General features: G+C 43.5%; 23 protein-coding genes. 21 read left to right on the forward strand and 2 right to left on the reverse strand.

Features of this window, described 5'->3' with window-relative positions; genetic code table 11:
- Nucleotides 1-168 precede the first annotated feature (168 nt).
- The 3 genes from BN3656_RS07505 to BN3656_RS07515 all read left to right on the forward strand — a co-directional run bounded on the left by BN3656_RS07505 (nucleotide 169) and on the right by BN3656_RS07515 (nucleotide 2,281).
- A complete protein-coding gene (locus tag BN3656_RS07505) occupies nucleotides 169-891 on the forward strand; it encodes a helix-turn-helix transcriptional regulator (RefSeq protein WP_066546021.1) in 723 nt (240 codons plus the stop codon).
- 28 nt (nucleotides 892-919) lie between these two features.
- The gene (locus tag BN3656_RS07510; protein WP_066546023.1) at nucleotides 920-1,303 is read left to right on the forward strand and encodes a VOC family protein; all 384 of its coding nucleotides are present in this window, start codon (nucleotides 920-922) and stop codon (nucleotides 1,301-1,303) included.
- Nucleotides 1,304-1,429: 126 nt separating this feature from the next.
- Entirely contained in the window at nucleotides 1,430-2,281 is an 852-nt protein-coding gene (locus BN3656_RS07515; RefSeq protein WP_066546026.1) for a GTP pyrophosphokinase, read from the forward strand.
- A gap of 24 nt (nucleotides 2,282-2,305) precedes the next feature.
- On the opposite strand, the gene BN3656_RS07520 is transcribed toward BN3656_RS07515, so the two are convergent.
- Nucleotides 2,306-3,271, reverse strand: coding sequence for a CFI-box-CTERM domain-containing protein (locus BN3656_RS07520; RefSeq protein WP_066546034.1), 966 nt, complete (start codon nucleotides 3,269-3,271; stop codon nucleotides 2,306-2,308).
- A gap of 207 nt (nucleotides 3,272-3,478) precedes the next feature.
- On the opposite strand from BN3656_RS07520, the gene guaA reads away from it, so the two are divergent.
- Nucleotides 3,479-5,020, forward strand: a complete 1,542-nt coding sequence (guaA, locus tag BN3656_RS07525; protein ID WP_066546037.1) for a glutamine-hydrolyzing GMP synthase — start codon at nucleotides 3,479-3,481, stop codon at nucleotides 5,018-5,020.
- 108 nt (nucleotides 5,021-5,128) lie between these two features.
- On the opposite strand, the gene BN3656_RS07530 is transcribed toward guaA, so the two are convergent.
- Nucleotides 5,129-5,560: a helix-turn-helix transcriptional regulator gene (locus tag BN3656_RS07530; RefSeq protein WP_016439640.1), complete on the reverse strand. Its 432-nt coding sequence runs from the start codon at nucleotides 5,558-5,560 to the stop codon at nucleotides 5,129-5,131.
- Nucleotides 5,561-5,735: 175 nt separating this feature from the next.
- On the opposite strand from BN3656_RS07530, the gene BN3656_RS07535 reads away from it, so the two are divergent.
- From BN3656_RS07535 to BN3656_RS07625, 17 genes are all read left to right on the forward strand, one after another.
- Nucleotides 5,736-5,924 (forward strand): hypothetical protein, encoded by a 189-nt coding sequence (locus BN3656_RS07535; RefSeq protein ID WP_003019365.1) that lies wholly within the window; start codon nucleotides 5,736-5,738, stop codon nucleotides 5,922-5,924.
- Nucleotides 5,925-5,938: 14 nt separating this feature from the next.
- Nucleotides 5,939-7,024 carry a site-specific integrase gene (locus BN3656_RS07540; RefSeq protein ID WP_066546039.1) on the forward strand — a complete coding sequence of 362 codons (1,086 nt, stop codon included), beginning with the start codon at nucleotides 5,939-5,941 and terminating at the stop codon, nucleotides 7,022-7,024.
- On the forward strand, nucleotides 7,017-7,379 hold the full coding sequence (locus tag BN3656_RS07545) for a hypothetical protein (RefSeq protein ID WP_016439643.1): 363 nt from the start codon (nucleotides 7,017-7,019) through the stop codon (nucleotides 7,377-7,379). Before BN3656_RS07540 ends, BN3656_RS07545 begins: the two co-directional genes overlap by 8 nt.
- Nucleotides 7,380-7,512: 133 nt before the next feature.
- A complete protein-coding gene (locus BN3656_RS07550; protein WP_066546041.1) occupies nucleotides 7,513-8,514 on the forward strand; it encodes an AAA family ATPase in 1,002 nt (333 codons plus the stop codon).
- Nucleotides 8,515-8,585: 71 nt separating this feature from the next.
- The gene (locus tag BN3656_RS07555; protein ID WP_066546043.1) at nucleotides 8,586-8,819 is read left to right on the forward strand and encodes a complexin-2; all 234 of its coding nucleotides are present in this window, start codon (nucleotides 8,586-8,588) and stop codon (nucleotides 8,817-8,819) included.
- A gap of 260 nt (nucleotides 8,820-9,079) precedes the next feature.
- Complete coding sequence (locus tag BN3656_RS07560; RefSeq protein WP_066546045.1) at nucleotides 9,080-10,324, forward strand: plasmid recombination protein; 1,245 nt, start codon at nucleotides 9,080-9,082, stop codon at nucleotides 10,322-10,324.
- 383 nt (nucleotides 10,325-10,707) lie between these two features.
- Nucleotides 10,708-11,199 (forward strand): hypothetical protein, encoded by a 492-nt coding sequence (locus BN3656_RS07565; protein WP_009263190.1) that lies wholly within the window; start codon nucleotides 10,708-10,710, stop codon nucleotides 11,197-11,199.
- 312 nt (nucleotides 11,200-11,511) lie between these two features.
- Complete coding sequence (locus BN3656_RS07570; protein ID WP_242962968.1) at nucleotides 11,512-13,287, forward strand: repa; 1,776 nt, start codon at nucleotides 11,512-11,514, stop codon at nucleotides 13,285-13,287.
- A gap of 499 nt (nucleotides 13,288-13,786) precedes the next feature.
- Nucleotides 13,787-13,948 carry a hypothetical protein gene (locus BN3656_RS16635; RefSeq protein ID WP_004614779.1) on the forward strand — a complete coding sequence of 54 codons (162 nt, stop codon included), beginning with the start codon at nucleotides 13,787-13,789 and terminating at the stop codon, nucleotides 13,946-13,948.
- A 4-nt stretch (nucleotides 13,949-13,952) separates the two neighbouring features.
- On the forward strand, nucleotides 13,953-14,273 hold the full coding sequence (locus BN3656_RS07585; RefSeq protein WP_009256578.1) for a MobC family plasmid mobilization relaxosome protein: 321 nt from the start codon (nucleotides 13,953-13,955) through the stop codon (nucleotides 14,271-14,273).
- The gene (locus BN3656_RS07590; protein ID WP_055166537.1) at nucleotides 14,234-15,343 is read left to right on the forward strand and encodes a relaxase/mobilization nuclease domain-containing protein; all 1,110 of its coding nucleotides are present in this window, start codon (nucleotides 14,234-14,236) and stop codon (nucleotides 15,341-15,343) included. The genes BN3656_RS07585 and BN3656_RS07590 overlap by 40 nt, the downstream gene beginning before the upstream one ends.
- A 386-nt stretch (nucleotides 15,344-15,729) precedes the next feature.
- Nucleotides 15,730-16,221 (forward strand): hypothetical protein, encoded by a 492-nt coding sequence (locus BN3656_RS07600; protein ID WP_009263190.1) that lies wholly within the window; start codon nucleotides 15,730-15,732, stop codon nucleotides 16,219-16,221.
- Nucleotides 16,222-16,533: 312 nt separating this feature from the next.
- Nucleotides 16,534-16,902, forward strand: a complete 369-nt coding sequence (locus BN3656_RS16805) for a hypothetical protein (protein WP_242962969.1) — start codon at nucleotides 16,534-16,536, stop codon at nucleotides 16,900-16,902.
- Between the two features lie 27 nt (nucleotides 16,903-16,929).
- Nucleotides 16,930-17,952 (forward strand): repa, encoded by a 1,023-nt coding sequence (locus BN3656_RS07605; RefSeq protein ID WP_242962970.1) that lies wholly within the window; start codon nucleotides 16,930-16,932, stop codon nucleotides 17,950-17,952.
- A gap of 856 nt (nucleotides 17,953-18,808) precedes the next feature.
- Nucleotides 18,809-18,970, forward strand: a complete 162-nt coding sequence (locus BN3656_RS16640; protein ID WP_004614779.1) for a hypothetical protein — start codon at nucleotides 18,809-18,811, stop codon at nucleotides 18,968-18,970.
- 4 nt (nucleotides 18,971-18,974) lie between these two features.
- Nucleotides 18,975-19,295 (forward strand): MobC family plasmid mobilization relaxosome protein, encoded by a 321-nt coding sequence (locus tag BN3656_RS07620; RefSeq protein ID WP_009256578.1) that lies wholly within the window; start codon nucleotides 18,975-18,977, stop codon nucleotides 19,293-19,295.
- Nucleotides 19,256-20,365, forward strand: coding sequence for a relaxase/mobilization nuclease domain-containing protein (locus BN3656_RS07625; protein ID WP_066546052.1), 1,110 nt, complete (start codon nucleotides 19,256-19,258; stop codon nucleotides 20,363-20,365). The genes BN3656_RS07620 and BN3656_RS07625 overlap by 40 nt, the downstream gene beginning before the upstream one ends.
- The last annotated feature ends 63 nt before the right edge of the window (nucleotides 20,366-20,428 follow it).

Consider the following 20,428-nt stretch of genomic DNA (forward strand, 5'->3'; position numbering starts at 1 on the left):
TAAATGAGAAAATATAATATAAAAATTGAATATAACTGGAAAAATACCGGAAAAAGAGGTATAATAGCAGAAATATAGTTGGATAAAACGTAAAATGTATATTTATATGAAACATTTCCCTATTTACCGGGAGAAAGGAGGATAAATACAGATGGGGAGGAAAAAAGGGTGGAGCAGGTGAATCTGTACGTGGGAGCACAGATCCGCAGATACAGAAAAAACAGACAGATGACGCTGCAGCAGCTGGCTGACAGGATCCATAAGAGCCGGGCCAGTGTGAGCAAGTATGAGACGGGAGAGGTTTCTCTGGATATCGTCACGCTGACCGAGATTGCCAGAGTTCTGGAGGTACAGCCGGGGCAGCTGGTGGATCTTCCGGTTCAGGAAGAGGAAGAGACCAGGCTCCCTTCCGCAAACAGCGGGATCAGCCCGTTTTTTCAGGCCAGGCGGCTGTATTTCTATTTTTATGACGGCCGTTATAAGCGGCTGAAGGACGGAATCATTGATATCCGGGAGACGAAAGAGGCGGGGAGTTATGAGGCAGATCTGTCGGTGAGCGCTGTCAATCCTTCCGGACGCAGCAGCAAGCTGTATTATACCGGAAAGGTCATCTACAGCGATATGCTGATCCGTTTTTCCTTTGTAAACCGCTATAATCCTTTAGAGGAGGATCTGCTTTATATTTTTAACCCCTTAGAGCTGCGCGATTCAACGGACGGCCTTCTGTGCGGGATTTCCAGTGCGGATCTTATGCCCTGTGCCTTTAAGTGTCTGGTGACACTGTACCCTCAGGAGCACACAGAGGAGTTTAAAAAGCGCCTTTTGATCACAAGAAGGGAACTGCAGCAGTGGCAGAAACTGAATATGCTGATGGTAGATAATATTGGATAGGAATTTGTTATATGGAGAGAGGAGATATATGAAATTTTCAACCATACATCACATTGCGATCATTGTTTCCGATTATGAAAAATCAAGAGATTTTTATGTAAATAAGCTGGGATTTTCCGTGATACGGGAGAATTACCGGCCGGACAGAGGAGACTGGAAGCTGGATCTTCGGATCAATGACACTACAGAACTGGAAATTTTTGGAGTATCAAATCCTCCCAAACGAGTGACCAGACCGGAGGCAGCCGGACTGCGCCATCTGGCCTTTTATACGGAGGATATAGAGAAAGATGTGAAAGAGCTGAAGGAAAAGGGAATTTCCGTGGAACCGATCCGGCTGGATGCGTTTACAGGAAAGAAAATGACTTTTTTTGCAGATCCAGATGGGCTTCCTCTGGAGCTGCATGAATAGAGAAGTGAATTTTTTCCTTGCAAAATACGCTTTGTTTGCAGTATCATAGAAACGGATTTTGCAGTACAGAGCATGAGCATTTCAAATGAAACGTAAATTTGATTTAGCCTGGAAGGAAGTGAAAACGTGTTCGAACGGAACGCATTTTTAAGAGCTTATAATATTGATGAGGCGGATTTTAAGGCAGCCAATGTCCCATGGGAGGAGCTGGCTGCTATTTATGATGACTATTTGTCCATTGAGGGGAAATTAAGGGGAATCGGAAAGGAGTTTGTAAATGATTACCTCTATGATATCGAACGGGCGGGAATCCATTCCTATCGTTACCGCACGAAAAGCCCGGGCCATCTGCTGGAAAAGATTATCCGCAAGCGCAGCGAGCACCCGGGGAGATTTGATCATATTGACCGGACTAATTATCACAAGTATATTACCGATCTGATCGGAATCCGCGTATTTTTTCTGTACCGGGAGGACTGGATTTATTTTCACAATTATATTACAACGGTGTTTGAAAATGATCCTGAGAACTATGTAGAGGATCGTATCAGGGATTTTGACGAGGATCCGGAGCATTTTTACATTGCCGAACGGCCAAAGGTTTACCGGAGAAACGGAGATACCCGGATTTACGATGAAGAGCTGATCGACATTAAATCGGATGGAATTTACCGGTCGCTTCATTATATTATCAAATACAGGGGCTACTATGTGGAGATCCAGGGAAGAACCCTGTTTGAAGAGGGGTGGAGTGAGATCGATCACGATATCGTATATCCCTATTTTAAAGATGATGAAATGTTAAAGGATTTTTCCACGCTGTTAAACCGCCTGTCCGGAATGGCAGATGAAATGAGCTCCTATTTCCGCCGGATGAAGAGCGTCCGGGAAGAGCCGGGGAAGAACCGGAAGGAGAGACGGGCTCTTACAGGCGGCGGAAATATCTGGACGGAGCAGGAGGAACGTGAGAGAAAATAGGGGCCGGATTGTCTTGTTTTGGTTTTATCTGCCGGATTCCAGCCGGCGGATCAGGGAGTCAAGAATGTGTCTCCAGAAGACATGAAAGGCCGGATTTTTTCCAAAGCAGCGGACCAGGACTGGGCTGACGGCATAGTATAATCGTATAAAGATACGTCCGGCAGGAGTTTTCTTCATATGTTCGTCTCTGAAACGGCGAAGGAGCCGGACCTGAGGGCAGTCATAGGAGCCATAGACGCAGGTTGCGATGTAGCAGCCTTCCTTTTGGGAGGCGGGCTGCGTCTGTTTGTTGGCGGAGGTCTGAGGCTGCTTTGGTGCAGCGTGGCTGGATGAAGCAGCAGATGCTCCCGGCAGAGGCGATTCTAAAACCGGCTGTGCAGTCTCTTCGTGTACAGGGGCAAAGTGGTGGATACGCTCAACGGGAAGAGAAGCAAGGGTTTGTGTGATTTTCTTTTTTATATACTCTTCATTTACGCCGTAGGAGGTCCACAGGTTGATCAAGGGGATTCCGGCTTCCTCACAGATGCAGGCCACCTTTTTGTCCCGTTCCCTCCGCTCAGGCAGCCGGTGGGTCTGGTCATTGATCTCTATTACAAGAAGAGGGCGGTATGACAGATCTGTAATGATGAAATCTACATTTCGAAAGAGCTCATTCTGATATTTGGCCCCATCCGTTCTTCTGATAAATGAGGCCAGATTGGCCTGAGCCTGGATCAGGCAGGTATGGGGAAGAAAGGATTTAATACAGTTTAAGTATGCCGTCTCAGTTTTCGTCACAAGAGATGGTTTTGCTTCATATAAAAATGGAAGCTCCGCTTCAGAGGAGGTCCGGGATACCTGGAAGCCTTCTTCACAGTGGCAGGGGGAACCGGCATAGTGCCAGCTTCCGCATTTGACGCATTTTATGATCTCACCAGCTTCCCGTTTGGCATAGCAGGTTCTGCATAAGGGATAGCTTCCGCTTTCACTGCCGCATATTTTACATTTCATAGGCACAGCCTCCTTATATTTTATAAGAAAATTTTACCACAGTCGGGAAAAAACTGCCAGATCAGAGGAAAAAACTTGAGAAAATATCTTGCTATTTAATCCTCCATCCTTTATAATGTGTGTGTACCAAAGATAAAAGGAGATTGTACTTTCAATGTACAATCTCTTTCGATTTATAAGGAAATAACAGATAGAGGAGATAATCTCATGGCAAGAGAGATGATTATTGTTTTAGACTTTGGCGGCCAGTATAACCAGCTGATTGCCCGCCGTGTCCGTGAATGTAATGTTTACTGCGAGGTACATCCCTATAACATGAGTCTGGATCAGATCCGGGAGATGAATCCCAAGGGAATCATTTTTACCGGCGGTCCCGATGTGGTATTTGAGGATGGAGCACCCCGCTGCTCTAAGGAGATTTTTGAACTGGGTATTCCGGTTCTGGGAATCTGCTATGGCGCTCAGCTGATGAGCTACCTGTTGGACGGCGTTGTTAAAAAAGCCGTTGTAAGCGAATATGGGCATACAGAAGTAGACGTGGATACAGCCTCTCAGCTTTTTGACGGTGTATCTCCCAAAACCGTCTGCTGGATGAGCCACGGCGTATATATTGCTGAGGTTCCTGCCGGTTTCCGCATCACTGCTCATACAGAGTCCTGTCCGGTAGCAGGTATGGAGTGTGCCGAGAAGAATTTCTATGCAGTTCAGTTCCATCCTGAGGTCGTTCACACGAAAGAAGGCACAAAGATGCTTTCCAACTTTGTATATAATGTCTGCGGCTGCTCCGGCGACTGGAAAATGGATTCCTTCGTAGATACGACAATCAAGGCTCTTCGGGAAAAAATCGGTTCCGGTAAGGTGCTCTGCGCTCTTTCCGGCGGCGTTGATTCCTCCGTTGCGGCTGTTATGCTTTCCAAGGCCATCGGAAAACAGCTGACCTGTGTTTTCGTAGATCACGGTCTGCTCCGTAAAAACGAAGGCGACGAGGTAGAAGCGGTATTCGGTCCCGAAGGTCCTTATGACTTAAACTTCATCCGCGTGAATGCACAGGAGCGTTTCTACGAGAGATTAAAGGGCGTGGAGGAGCCTGAGGCAAAGCGCAAGATCATTGGAGAGGAATTTATCCGCGTATTTGAGGAGGAAGCCAAAAAAATCGGAGCAGTGGACTATCTGGTTCAGGGAACCATTTATCCCGACGTGATTGAGTCCGGACTTGGAAAGTCCGCAGTGATCAAATCCCATCATAACGTAGGCGGGCTTCCGGAGCATGTTGATTTCAAGGAGCTGGTAGAACCTTTAAGACTGCTCTTTAAGGATGAGGTCCGCAAGGCAGGACTGGAGCTTGGCATTCCTGAAAATCTGGTATTCCGTCAGCCATTCCCCGGCCCCGGTCTGGGCGTGCGCATCATCGGAGAGGTAACGGCAGACAAGGTGCGGATCGTACAGGACGCTGACGCTATCTACCGTGAGGAGATTGCAAAGGCAGGAGCAGACAAGAATCTGGGCCAGTACTTCGCCGCCCTTACCAATATGCGCTCCGTTGGATGCATGGGAGATGAAAGAACCTATGACTACGCTATCGCCCTCCGTGCCGTGCTCACAAGCGATTTCATGACTGCAGAGTCCGCACAGATCCCCTGGGAAGTCCTGGCAAAAGTCACCAGCAGGATTGTAAATGAGGTCAAAGGCGTGAACCGCGTGCTGTATGACTGTACGGGGAAGCCGCCGGCGACGATTGAGTTTGAATAATATATTAGAGCCAAGAAATGCCTATTTTACGGGCTTTCTTGGCTCTTTCTATGTCTGGTGACAATCAAATGACAATACTTTTTTAATATTATTGTAAATAATTTCTTCTTATTTAGCTGGGAATTGACTCTTCCAGTCTAAATACTCTTTTTCTGTAATCTCTTCATTTCTGAATTTCTGGTACATATCAGCCCATGTTCCAATATGATCCAGCATATTTAAAGAATCATGTCCTTTGTCTTTAAACATGAGTTGTGGTACGCCGGACTCATCTCGGTAGGCGTGCAGACCATATTGATCCTCTAAAGCAAATAATGCGTGCATGACACTAACATAAGTATCAAAGTTTGGATCAGACATGGCGTATGGACTGATTTTTAATGAGTTTGCTATTTTTTCTAATTGTTCTGATGATGGAAAACGATTCCCAAGTTCATAATTTCTAATTGCCGATTCGCTCAATCCGGACATGATTGCCAATTCTTTCTGTGTATATCCTTGATCGATCCGGAATTTTCTTATTTTCTCACCTACTGTCATAAGAAAACACTCCTTTGCTGATTGTTACTTAAAAGTATAGCATAAACAGTTCAAAAATGAAATATAAAAATAAACCGTTCAATTTTGAAATTATTCTATTGACAGTACGGAAATGAAATGTTATGATGCATATACACCGTTCGATAATGAACTGAAAAAGAAAGGAGGGATATAGATGGCTAGTAAATTATTTATATCAGCAAAAGAAGTAGCGAAAGAATTAGAAGTATCTGATTCCTATGCGTATCGTTTGATCCGTCAGTTAAATGCGGAATTGGAGCAAAAAGGTTTCGTTGTTGTCAAAGGAAAAATCAGCCGTAAATATTTTGAAGAACGAGTTTACGGTATGAACGAAATGAAATAGCAGGAGGTGATGTTTTGACAGTAATCAAAAACAAAAAGTCAAATACTTACGAGGTAAGAACCTATTATAAGGACTGGACCGGCGTAAGAAAGCAGAAGACGAAAAGGGGATTTAAACGCAAATGTGATGCCCAGGAATGGGAAAGAGCGTTTAAATTAAAGGAGAATTTGAGTCTGGATATGTATTTTGAAGATTTTGTAGATCTTTATCTGAATGATATCAAATCCAGAATCAAATATAATACCTGGCTGACGAAAAAGCATATTGTAGAAAAAAAGATTCTCCCATATTTTTCGAAAAAGAAGTTGCAGGAAATAAAACCTTCCGATATTCGACAGTGGCAGAACACCATGATGAACTATCGGAATAAACAAGGAGAAGGCTATTCGCAGGTCTATCTAAAGACCATCCATAATCAGCTGAGTGCAATTTTGAATCATGCAGTTAATTTCTATGATTTGAAAAGCAATGCTGCACGCAAGGCGGGATCTATGGGAAAAGAAAGAACAAAAGAAATGCTTTTCTGGACAAAAGAAGAGTATATGAAGTTCATTGAAGCGGTGGCGGATAAGCCAATCTCCTTTTATGCATTTGAAATTCTATATTGGTGTGGAGTGCGTATGGGAGAGTTGTTAGCACTGACACCGGCAGATTTCGATTTTCAGGCTTGTACTATCCGGATCAATAAATCTTATCAAAGATTAGAAGGGAAGGATATTATTACGGATCCTAAGACTGTGAAGAGTAATCGCATAATTACCATGCCGGAATTTTTAAGCGAAGAATTAGAATCATATATAGGAATGCTGTATGGTTTAAATGAAAATGACAGGATATTCCAAATTTCAAAAAGCTATCTTCATCATGAAATGGATCGTGGTGTGAAGTTGTCAGGGGTGAAGAGAATACGAATCCATGATTTACGACATTCTCATGTGTCATTGTTGATTAATATGGGATATTCTGCGGTGGCAATTGGAGAAAGGGTAGGGCATGAAAGTGTGGAGATCACATATCGATATGCACATTTGTTCCCGACAATTCAAACAGAGATGGCGGAAAATCTAAATCAGGAAAGAGAGGAATATCTGGATGAGTGAAAAAAATAGGGATAACAAGAATCGGTGGCGTAATGTGACCATAGCGTTTCGAATGTCTCCGGAAGAAAATGAAGAGCTGGATTTAAGAGTAAAACTTTGTGGATACCAGACGAGACAAGAATATATCATTGAAAGCGTTTTACATCAAAAAGTCACAGCAGTAGGAAATCCGTTGATGTTAGTACAGTTTAGAAAACAGCTTCGAGGGATTGAAGAGGAACTAAAAAGGTTAACTACATTAGAGGATGCCGATGAAGAGTTGTTTACACCTATTCGAACAATGTTGGAGATATTAAATGCATTTGCAGAAGAAAGAAACTATGAAAAAAGGAAAAAAGAAAAAGCCCAGAAATAATCTGAGCAAGTTCCCTGATCATCAGAATAACTGATATATCACCTTAACAACTTGAGTATATCACAAAATTGTTGTTGCAACAATTGTTAAATTCTGTTTGCCAGGGACTTGCCCGGTTGGGCAGGAGGTGGAAATGGAAGATAATTATAGAGAAGTAAAAAAGGCAGAACCATGCCTGAAATTGATCCACATGGATCAGGTTGAAGTGGAAGAAATCGAATGGCTCTTTTATCCCTTCATACCATATGGGAAGGTCACTATTATTCAGGGAGATCCTGGAGAGGGGAAGACTACTGTGGTGTTGCAGATCATAGCAAAATTAACAAAGGGAGAACCAATACTAAATGAGATAACCGAAGAAGAAACAGGTGTAAAGCCAATCAATGTGATTTATCAAACAGCTGAAGATGGATTGGGCGATACAATCAAACCAAGATTGTTAGCGGCAGGGGCGGATTGTTCCAGAGTCTTGGTGATTGATGACCAGGATCAGCCATTAACAATGGTAGATGCAAGGCTGGAAGAAGCGATTATACAGACGAAAGCAAGACTTGTAGTATTAGATCCAATTCAAGGCTTTCTAGGGGCTGGTGTTGATATGCATAGGGCAAATGAGATTCGCCCATTGATGAAAAGAATTTCTGTATTAGCAGAGAAATATCAATGTGCTATTATTCTGATCGGTCATATGAATAAGAATAGTAATGGAAAATCATCCTATCGTGGATTGGGGTCTATTGACTTTCAAGCGGCAGCAAGAAGCGTATTGATTGTTGGAAGAGTGAAAGATGAACCGGAAATCCGAGTGATCTGTCACGTAAAGAGTTCTCTTGCTCCGGAAGGAGATGCTATCGCCTTTCGATTAGACAAAGAAAAAGGATTCCATTGGATTGGGAAATATGACATCAGTGCAGAGGACTTATTATCTGGTGATGGACGAGGGCAAAAGATCCGAAGTGCGAAAGAATTTTTAAAAGAGATCTTAGAGAATGGCTCAATGGAACAGGCAAAAATAGCGGAAGAAGCAGAAGAACGAGGAATTAAAAAGAAAACACTTTGGAATGCGAAGAAGGAGCTGCAGATTGACTCTGTGAAAATAGGAAATAAATGGTTTTGGATGTTGCAAGAAGAGTAAAGGAAGATGGCAAGATTACCATATCTTAAAGAATAGGGAATCTTGCCACCTTGAACAAAAGGAGTGAAGCGATGAAAAAAGTACAGATTGATTATGAACTGTTTCGAAAATTGATCTTTTATCATCTGGGTTCAAATGATCAGTATGAAGAAGAGATTCGAAATGGCTTGGAAGAAAAATTGGATGCATTAGTCAGACATGAACTCTATACGAAGTATAAGACTGCTCCTTCTGAGGAAGAGCAGGAGAAAGCACGACAGGAATATTTAGATAAGCGTGGAGTGTCAGCCAGTTATCGATGGTGATGTTTGTTTGGGGAATATAGAACAGGAGCGTGGCACGCACCTGTATCATACCAAACAAGGAGAATTGCTGTAGGGTATAGAGCCGATACCGTACTGGCTGATTTGAAAGCTCCCGGCAGGGCGCAAGGGTACTTTTGATGGACGTTAGGCTGTCGAAAGTGCTTTTGCGTTACTTTTGACAAAAGTAACAAAACATAATTGCCATATCTGGCGTTTTAAAATGAAGGAAAGGAGATTTATTGAAGAGGACAATTAGTTTTATGACAGGGAAAGGCTCCCTGAACCATAATAGTAGAAAATTTCATGCAAAGAATACAGATCCGAATAGAACCCATTGGAATGTTGAATATTGTAATGAAGATATCAAAGATGTATATCATGAATTGTTTGATGATGCCTTGAAGCGTTACAACGATAAGCAGACTCGGAAAGATCGTAAGATCGATGATTACTATGAAAAGATACGTTCTGGAAAACAAGAAAAATTATTTCATGAGGTTATCCTTCAGATCGGTGATAAAGACAATATGGGATCAGAAACGATGGAAGGACAACTTGCTGCAAAGATATTAGATGAATACATGAGAGGATTTCAGGAACGAAATCCTACGTTGCGAGTATTTGCTGCTCATCTGCATTTAGACGAAGCAACGCCACATCTACATATTGATTTTATTCCCTATGTTACAGGAAGTAAGCGAGGACTTGATACAAGAGTATCTTTAAAACAAGCCTTATCGTCATTAGGATTTAAAGGTGGATCAAGAAGTGAGACGGAGTTAAATCAATGGGTGCAATCGGAAAAGGAAAAACTAGCCATGGTCATGAGAGAAAATGAGATAGAATGGGATCAGAAAGGAACTCATGAACCACATCTTTCTGTATTGGATTACAAGAAAAAGGTTCGAGAACAGGAAGTAGAAGAATTAACGGAACATAAGAATTTATTGGAACATGATTTGCATGATATCAGTGAATGTGTGAATGAGATTCAAAAGGAAAAAGAACAGGTAGAAAAAGAGAGAGAGATAGTAATTCAAAAGACAGAAGTGTTAGAGAAACGATTTTCTGCACTAAATTCAAAAGCTGGACTTGTTGACTCACATGCACGTGAGTATGGATATTATCCGGAAGAATGGCTGCCAGAAGCCGGAACTTTAGAGTCAGCAAAATCTTATCGAAAGAGGATATTCCCTCTATTGAAAAAAGTTGCAAACATGATACAGTCATTATATAGCAAGTATTTGGATTTGAAAAACAAAAATCAAAAGCTATCAGATAGAAACAGTGATCTTGAAAATCGTGTGGATCGATTGCGAGAGGAAGTGTCTATTATAAAGAAAGAGAATGTATCTTTGTTAAATGTGGCATACGATATGGATCGGGTTGTAGTTGTTTTAGGAGAAAATAAGGTCAAGGAAGCAATAGAAGTTGCAAAGCATTTGGAACAGACAAATGCAAAACAAAACATCAAGAGGAAACGTATAGACAGAGATAGTAGATAGAGGAGTTGTAGAAATCAAATCTATGATAAAAAAGCAAAGTTTAGACGTTGCTTTTTGGGATTGTAAATCAAAGAGAATAGTTTTATATAGGAAAAGAGAGAAAATAGATTTGGCAGACCTTTGAGGATTAGGTGAATGCTCTGTAGGTAATGTGATATAAGAAAAGGTAAAATGAATTTTGTGGAAATATGCTTTACAAGGTTTAAGTAGGAACTCTGGAAAAAATCTTCCATTCTTTTTGTTGATGAAGTATAATGTAAGCAACAAATTTGAATTTTAAAAAGGAGTGTGATGACCATGATTTTTGATTTTGAGCCTTGGCAATTAGATATTGATATTGACTTAACTAAACAATTATATAGAAGTTGTAAAGGAGACTTTGTATGGGTAGAAAAGAAATAACAACAAAAGAAGATTTAATGAAAGTAATAGAATTATTCGAAAATACTGGAATTACATACTGGTTGGATGGCGGATGGGGTGTAGATATTTTAGCTGGTAAACAAACAAGAATTCATAGAGATATAGATATAAATTTTGATGCTCAACATACGGAAAAATTGTTAAATGTGCTTTTGAATCTGGGCTATAAAATTGATACAGACTGGAAACCGGTTAGAATAGAGTTATATAGTGATGAACTTGGTTACTTAGACATTCACCCGTTCGTTTTAAATGAGGACGGAACTTCAAAACAAGCTGATTTAGAGGGTGGATGGTATGAGTTTGAAAAAGATTACTTTGGTAGTGTTTTTTTTGAAGGCAAAACAATTCCTTGTATATCTTTAAAAGGCCAAAAAGTTTTCCATTCAGGTTATGAATTAAGAGATAAAGATAAGCATGATATTTCAATTCTTGAAAGTTTATCAAAATAACATCGCTGTAATTTCTAAGATAAATTGCAGTTTGTCGGTACGAAGAAAAAGGTGCAAAAATGTATTGATAAGATTAGCGGTCAAGGCGAGAGGGAGTGAGGTGTAGATATTGACATCAAAAAGGCACTCCCTTATACTTGAGAGAAAAAGGTAAAAAAAACTCATTGATAAGATTAGCGGTCAAGGCGAGAGGGAGTGAGGTGTAGATATTGACACTCAAAAGGCACTCCCTTATACTTGACGGAAAAAGGTAAACAAAACTCATTGATAAGATTAGCGGTCAAGGCGAGAGGGAGAGAGGAGCAAAAGACTATGGCAAAATACACCAAAAGGAGAGATAAAAGAGGGTATGAGTGGCAGTCTGCTTATCGGGAGAAAGAAGCCACTATGTTGGCGAGGGGATACCCGGAGGTAAGTCATCATGATTTCTATCGGGCGTTGCTTCCGGCTCGCAGTCTCCAGCAAGCGCCGGAGGACGGAAAAGGTAATATTATAGCGACACAGATTAGACCGTCTGGCAAAGGAAGAACCCGGCAGTGGGTAATTGATGATAGTCTGAAAATGCTGGATAAGGTCATAGGAGATAGGTTTGGGCTGATACCGCCTATTAGTTTTTACGGAAAGTCACACACGAAAGAGAACGCTCATGAGCTGTTTGCGGTGGTGGTGGACGTGGATTATGTAGGCAAACAGCAGTTAAAGAACCTGTTGAAGCAGTTTGGGAATGGTGTGCAGCTTCGTCCGACTTATCTTGTCAGCTCCGGCAAGGGGGTACATCTTTACTATTTCTTGCAGGAGCCGGTTCAGTTGTATCGAAACCGGGAAGAAGTGCTTGCGGAGCTGAAAGAAGCCTTTATCCGGCGGCTATGGAATGATACCAGCTCTATCCGTCCGGACAGCCCGGATATAACCGGAATTTATCAAGGTTTCCGGTGTGTGGGGAGTCAGTCGAAGCTGGGTGCAGATTTCCCAGTAAAAGCCTATAAGCTGTCAGAGAACCGTTACACGCTGGAGGACATAAAAGCCAGCATACCGAGCTGTAAGGTAGACCTTGCTCCGTTGTACGAGAAGCCGAGAAGAAAAAGTACCGTTACGCTGGAAGAAGCAAAGGAGCTGTACCCGGAATGGTATGAGAAGCGGATCGTGCAGGGAGAGCCGAAGCAGAAAAGTAAGAAGCAGGGCGGTACGTGGGTATGTAACGAAGCTTTATATGAGTGGTGGAAACGGAAAATAACCGAGGAAGTGAAAGCCGGAGGGCGTTACTTTTCTATTATGGCGTTGTGCTCTTATGGCTTGAAGTGTGGCATATCCGAGCAGAAGATACGGAGAGACGCCTATGCGTTCCTGGACCATTTAGAGAGCCTTACCGAGGACGAGGACAACCATTTCAGCCGGGCAGATGTGAAAGACGCTCTTCGGGCATTGAAAGGGGACAGAAAAAGGCTGTCAACGATAGCAAGCCGGGAATGGATAGAGGACAACACAAGGGTTGCGATACCTGCAAATAAGCGGAATTACAGAAAGCAAAAAGACCATGTAAAGGTTATGAATACTATGAAAGCTTTAAAAAAGCAGTTAGGAGAAGAAGTAAAAGAGGGTAGACCAAAAGGGAGTGGAACAGCGGAGCAGACAGTCAGAGAATGGCAGGAGAGCCACCCAGCAGGAAAGAAAGCGGACTGCATTCGAGAGTCAGGATTGAGCAAGCGCGCCGTTTACAAGTGGGGGAAGGAGGGCATACTTGAAATGCCGAAAGGCATATGCTATAATGCCAGTAGGCAAGAAAGACGAAAGTGCTCATTGTGGCACGCAAAAAGCCCCGGAGGTCGCAACTCCGGGGCTTTTCTATTCCGTTGTGGCAAGGTGGCTTATTCCTTAGGCTGGCTACCGCCTATTTATCTCCGTCCAGCCATTTGCAGATGTAGTAGGCGACTACACTTGCCAAGACAGAGAGTAAGAAAGACGAAAATATACTCATGGTGGCACACCCCCTTTCTGTACCTGTATAGGGGTGGTAGCGTCGCTCATTATACCATAGTGGCAGAAATGCCACAAGAAGCCATTTCCCCTTGTTTATTATCAAAGCCATAAGGAAAAGAGTGTCAAGGGCGGTCATAGACCGCAGCGTTTACCCTTGATACTCTTTTTTGTTGGCTATAATGCCGGAGGGGAAAACGGCTGTCCGTCCGTTCCGTTACTTCCCCCTGTGCTTCATTGTCCGTTCCGGCGGAAGAAAGTAAAGGGTGGTCTGCGACCATTTTTTAGCTGCTGGACTCGCTGAGCAGCAAGCCTAAGCTCATACTGCAGATAAAAAACAAGCCCTTGACTTTCTTCCACCTACACTTCCAAAGTCGCCCAAGAAGAAGTAAGCTGCACTATATACTTGACAGAGTATACGCACGAATATATCCGCTTGATATAGGGTGTCTATCATGCTATAATATGTGTAGCGGATATATTGCAAGTTCCCTAAAGTGTTACCACTTTAGAACTTGTGAGGGTGGCAAGCCCCCCTTCAATCCCCCTTTTTAGAGAGCCGAAAGGCTCATAATTTGACGGTGGTAGCACCGAAGAAAGAGAGGTCAAAGGCATGAAAAAAGAAATGGATAAAATTCAGTTTGAGTACAGATACGAGGTGCAGGAGCTGATGAAAGTAATTGATAAATATGTAAAACAGAACCCGGCAGAAAAGGAAAATAAGACGCTGGAGCGTTTCTTTGACTTACTTGATGTCATGGATATGGAGTGGTAAGGGCATGAACAAGACAAGACCAAAGCAGTTATCATTCCGAGTAAGTGAAGAAGAATACCAGCAGTTGCAGGAGAAGATTTCAGAGAGTGGAAAGAACCAGCAGGAGTATATCCTTTCCTGTGTGCTGGAGAAGCAGATCGTGAATACGGACGGTATCAAAGAACTTATCCCGGAACTGAAACGGATAGGGAACAACCTCAACCAAATAGCAAAGAGGTGTAATGAGGGGGGAATGTTGCCGAGTGAAGCGGAAGTGCGGAAGCATGGAGAGGAGCTGAACAAAGTATGGCAGTCATTAAGGCGGTATCTTCAAAGGCGGGCATAGGGCACGCAATAGATTATGTGACGAAAAAAGAAAAGACAGAGGAGAAGCTTGTCAGCGGTCTGCATTGTGAGCCGGAGACGGTCAAGGAGGAAATGCAAGCCACAAAGGAGCTGTGGGGCAAGACGGACGGAAGAACCTATAAGCATTATGTGCAATCCTACCATGAGGACGAGGAAATAACCCCGGAGCAGGCTCACAAGAACGCTGTCGAGCTGGCAGAGCATACAAAGGCATGGAAAGGGCATGAAGTTCTGATAGCCACGCATATAGACAAGGGGCATATACACACGCACTTTATTGTCAATTCCGTAAATTATGAGAACGGTCATAAGCTCCAATGGAGTAAGCACGACCTTAAAGACTTAAAGGAACGGTGCAACGAGCAGAGCTGGGAACAGGGCTTGCATGTGCCGGAGAAAGGAAAGACATTTGCTGGAGAAGTCCGGGAAGAAACGGTGGCATGGAGCAAAGACACCTACCAGCTTTTGAAACAGGCAGAGCAGGGAAAGGTCAAAAGCTATGTGCAGGATATTGCCCTTGCGGTGCTGGATTGTAAGGAAACAGCGACCAGCCGGGAAACCTTTATCCGGCTGATGAATGAAAGAGGGTACGGGGTGGACTGGCAGGACAGCCACAAGTACATCACATATACCGACTTAGCCAGGGAACAGGCAGGAGAAAAGGCTTGTAAAATCAGGGATAACAAGCTGGAAAAATACTACAATATGGATTTTGGAAAGGAGAGTATGGAGCATGAGTTTGAGAGAAATGCACGAACAGCAGAAGCAGAGCAGTCCAAGAGAGCAGCTTCAAGAGTTAAACCGACAGAGCCGGACAGAGCTGGAAAACAGTCTGCTCAAAGAAGCGTTGGCGATGTCGAGCGAGAACTGCGAGGAATTGATGAAGCAGTCAAATCAAGAACAAGTGAGGGCAGAGCAGAACAGGCAGAGAGACGCAGAGCAGAACAGGAAGCTCATCAGCGAGCTGAAGCAGAGCGTAGAGCTGCTGAAGAACAGCAACGAATTGCTTCAAGACGCTATATCGGGCGAGATTGGGAGCCTGAAAGATGAGGTTAAGGAAAACACCGTCCAAGAGGTTAGAAAGGCGTTACAGGCGAATATAGAGGCTATACAGAGGGCTACAAAGCTTCTTGAGAAGCAGTCTGATACACTTACGAGCGTGATGAAGCAGAAGATGCGGGAGCTTGAGGAAAGTAAGAGCAGTTTTTTTAGATATGAGGGCTTGAAGTTGTACCTGTTTTGGGGCGGTATGGTCTGCAATATTTTAGTGTTTCTTATGCTGTTGTATGGTATGAGTAGTAAGTAAAAAGAAATCGATAAATTAGAATTTTAAAAAGGAGTGTGATGACCATGATTTTTGATTTTGAGCCTTGGCAATTAGATATTGATATTGACTTAACTAAACAATTATATAGAAGTTGTAAAGGAGACTTTGTATGGGTAGAAAAGAAATAACAACAAAAGAAGATTTAATGAAAGTAATAGAATTATTCGAAAATACTGGAATTACATACTGGTTGGATGGCGGATGGGGTGTAGATATTTTAGCTGGTAAACAAACAAGAATTCATAGAGATATAGATATAAATTTTGATGCTCAACATACGGAAAAATTGTTAAATGTGCTTTTGAATCTGGGCTATAAAATTGATACAGACTGGAAACCGGTTAGAATAGAGTTATATAGTGATGAACTTGGTTACTTAGACATTCACCCGTTCGTTTTAAATGAGGACGGAACTTCAAAACAAGCTGATTTAGAGGGTGGATGGTATGAGTTTGAAAAAGATTACTTTGGTAGTGTTTTTTTTGAAGGCAAAACAATTCCTTGTATATCTTTAAAAGGCCAAAAAGTTTTCCATTCAGGTTATGAATTAAGAGATAAAGATAAGCATGATATTTCAATTCTTGAAAGTTTATCAAAATAACATCGCTGTAATTTCTAAGATAAATTGCAGTTTGTCGGTACGAAGAAAAAGGTGCAAAAATGTATTGATAAGATTAGCGGTCAAGGCGAGAGGGAGTGAGGTGTAGATATTGACATCAAAAAGGCACTCCCTTATACTTGAGAGAAAAAGGTAAAAAAAACTCATTGATAAGATTAGCGGTCAAGGCGAGAGGGAGTGAGGTGTAGATATTGACACTCAAAAGGCACTCCCTTATACTTGACGGAAAAAGGTAAAAAAAACTCATTGATAAGATTAGCGGTCAAGGCGAGAGGGAGTGAGGTGCAAAAGACTATGGCAAAATACACCAAAAGGAGAGATAAAAGAGGGTATGAGTGGAAGTCTGCTTATCGGGAGAAAGAAGCCCTTATGTTGGAGAGGGGATACCCGGAAGTAAGTCCTCATGATTTCGATCGGGAGTTGTTTCCGGCTGGCAGTCTCCAGCAAGAGCCGGAGGACGGAAAAGGTAATATTATAGCGACACAGATTAGACCGTCTGGCAAAGGAAGAACCCGGCAGTGGGTAATTGATGATAGTCTGAAAATGCTGGATAAGGTCATAGGAGATAGGTTTGGGCTGATACCGCCTATTAGTGTTTACGGAAAGTCACACACGAAAGAGAGCGCTCATGAGCTGTTTGCGGTGGTGGTGGACGTGGATTAGGTAGGCAAACAGCAGTTAAAGAACCTGTTGAAGCAGTTTGGGAATGGTGTGCAGCTTCGTCCGACTTATCTTGTCAGCGCCGGCGAGGGGGTACATCTTTACTATTTCTTGCAGGAGCCGGTTCAGTTGTATCGAAACCGGGAAGAAGTGCTTGCGGAGCTGAAAGAAGCCTTTATCCGGCGGCTATGGAATGATACCAGCTCTATCCGTCCGGACAGCCCGGATATAACCGGAATTTATCAAGGTTTCCGGTGTGTGGGGAGTCAGTCGAAGCTGGGTGCAGACTTCCCAGTAAAAGCCTATAAGCTGTCAGAGAACCGTTACACGCTGGAGGACATAAAAGCCAGCATACCGAGCTGTAAGGTAGACCTTGCTCCGTTGTACGAGAAGCCGAGAAGAAAAAGTACCGTTACGCTGGAAGAAGCAAAGGAGCTGTACCCGGAATGGTATGAGAAGCGGATCGTGCAGGGAGAGCCGAAGCAGAAAAGTAAGAAGCAGGGCGGTACGTGGGTATGTAACGAAGCTTTATATGAGTGGTGGAAACGGAAAATAACCGAGGAAGTGAAAGCCGGAGGGCGTTACTTTTCTATTATGGCGTTGTGCTCTTATGGCTTGAAGTGTGGCATATCCGAGCAGAAGATACGGAGAGACGCCTATGCGTTCCTGGACCATTTAGAGAGCCTTACCGAGGACGAGGACAACCATTTCAGCCGGGCAGATGTGAAAGACGCTCTTCGGGCATTGAAAGGGGACAGAAAAAGGCTGTCAACGATAGCAAGCCGGGAATGGATAGAGGACAACACAAAGGTTACGATACCAGCAAATAAGCGGAATTACAGAAAGCAAAAAGACCATGTAAAGGTTATGAATACTATGAAAGCTTTAAAAAAGCAGTTAGGAGAAGAAGTAAAAGAGGGTAGACCAAAAGGGAGTGGAACAGCGGAGCAGACAGTCAGAGAATGGCAGGAGAGCCACCCAGCAGGAAAGAAAGCGGACTGCATTCGAGAGACAGGATTGAGCAAGCCCACCGTTTACAAGTGGTGGAAGTAGGGCATACTTGAAATGCCGAAAGGCATATGCTATAATGCCAGTAGGCAAGAAAGACGAAAGTGCTCATTGTGGCACGCAAAAAGCCCCGGAGGTCGCAACTCCGGGGCTTTTCTATTCCGTTGTGGCAAGGTGGCTTATTCCTTAGGCTGGCTACCGCCTATTTATCTCCGTCCAGCCATTTGCAGATGTAGTAGGCGACTACACTTGCCAAGACAGAGAGTATGAAAGACGAAAATATACTCATGGTGGCACACCCCCTTTCTGTACCTGTATAGGGGCGGCAGCGTCGCTCATCATACCATAGTGGTAGAAATGCCACAAGAAGCCATTTCCCCTTGTTTATTATCAAAGCCATAAGGAAAAGAGTGCCAAGGGCGGTCATAGACCGCAGCGTTCACCCTTGACACTCTTTTTTGTTGGCTATAATGCCGGAGGGGAAAACGGCTGTCCGTCCGTTCCGTTACTTCCCCCTGTGCTTCATTGTCCGTTCCGGCGGAAGAAAGTAAAGGGTGGTCTGCGACCATTTTTTATCTGCTGTACTCGCTGATCGGCAAGCCGAAGCTCATACTGCAGATAAAAAACAAGCCCTTGACTTTCTTCCACCTACACTTCCAAAGTCGCCCAAGAGGAAGTAAGCTCCACTATATTCTTGGCAGAATATACGCACGAATATATCCGCTTGATATAGGGTGTCTATCATGCTATAATATGTGTAGCGGATATATTGCAAGTTCCCTAAAGTGTTACCACTTTAGAACTTGTGAGGGTGGCAAGCCCCCCTTCAATCCCCCTTTTTAGAGAGCCGAAAGGCTCATAATTTGACGGTGGTAGCACCGAAGAAAGAGAGGTCAAAGGCATGAAAAAAGAAATGGATAAAATTCAGTTTGAGTACAGATACGAGGTGCAGGAGCTGATGAAAGTAATTGATAAATATGTAAAACAGAACCCGGCAGAAAAGGAAAATAAGACGCTGGAGCGTTTCTTTGACTTACTTGATGTCATGGATATGGAGTGGTAAGGGCATGAACAAGACAAGACCAAAGCAGTTATCATTCCGAGTAAGTGAAGAAGAATACCAGCAGTTGCAGGAGAAGATTTCAGAGAGTGGAAAGAACCAGCAGGAGTATATCCTTTCCTGTGTGCTGGAGAAGCAGATCGTGAATACGGACGGTATCAAAGAACTTATCCCGGAACTGAAACGGATAGGGAACAACCTCAACCAAATAGCAAAGAGGTGTAATGAAGGGGGAATGTTGCCGAGTGAAGCGGAAGTGCGGAAGCATGGAGAGGAGCTGAACAAAGTATGGCAGTCATTAAGGCGGTATCTTCAAAGGCGGGCATAGGGCACGCCATAGATTATGTGACGAAAAAAGAAAAGACAGAGGAGAAGCTTGTCAGTGGTCTGCATTGTGAGCCGGAGACGGTCAAGGAGGAAATGCAAGCCACAAAGGAGCTGTGGGGCAAGACGGACGGAAGAACCTATAAGCATTATGTGCAATCCTACCATAAGAACGAGGAAATAACCCCGGAGCAGGCTCACAAGAACGCTGTCGAGCTGGCAGAGCATACAAAGGCATGGAAAGGGCATGAAGTTCTGATAGCCACGCATATAGACAAGGGGCATATACACACGCACTTTATTGTCAATTCCGTAAATTATGAGAACGGTCATAAGCTCCAATGGAGTAAGCACGACCTTAAAGACTTAAAGGAACGGTGCAACGAGCAGAGCTGGGAACAGGGCTTGCATGTGCCGGAGAAAGGAAAGACATTTGCTGGAGAAGTCCGGGAAGAAACGGTGGGATGGAGCAAAGACACCTACCAGCTTTTGAAACAGGCAGAGCAGGGAAAGGTCAAAAGCTATGTGCAGGATATTGCCCTTGCGGTGCTGGATTGTAAGGAAACAGCGACCAGCCGGGAAACCTTTATCCGGCTGATGAATGAAAGAGGGTACGGGGTGGACTGGCAGGACAGCCACAAGTACATCACATATACCGACTTAGCCAGGGAACAGGCAGGAGAAAAGGCTTGTAAAATCAGGGATAACAAGCTGGAAAAATACTACAATATGGATTTTGGAAAGGAGAGTATGGAGCATGAGTTTGAGAGAAATGCACGAACAGCAGAAGCAGAGCAGTCCAAGAGAGCAGCTTCAAGAGTTAAACCGACAGAGCCGGACAGAGCTGGAAAACAGTCTGCTCAAAGAAGCGTTGGCGATGTCGAGCGAGAACTGCGAGGAATTGATGAAGCAGTCAAATCAAGAACAAGTGAGGGCAGAGCAGAACAGGCAGAGAGACGCAGAGCAGAACAGGAAGCTCATCAGCGAGCTGAAGCAGAGCGTAGAGCTGCTGAAGAACAGCAACGAATTGCTTCAAGACGCTATATCGGGCGAGATTGGGAGCCTGAAAGATGAGGTTAAGGAAAACACCGTCCAAGAGGTTAGAAAGGCGTTACAGGCGAATATAGAGGCTATACA

The sequence above is a fragment of the Clostridium sp. AT4 genome, assembly GCF_001517625.2.
GTDB lineage: Bacteria > Bacillota > Clostridia > Lachnospirales > Lachnospiraceae > Enterocloster.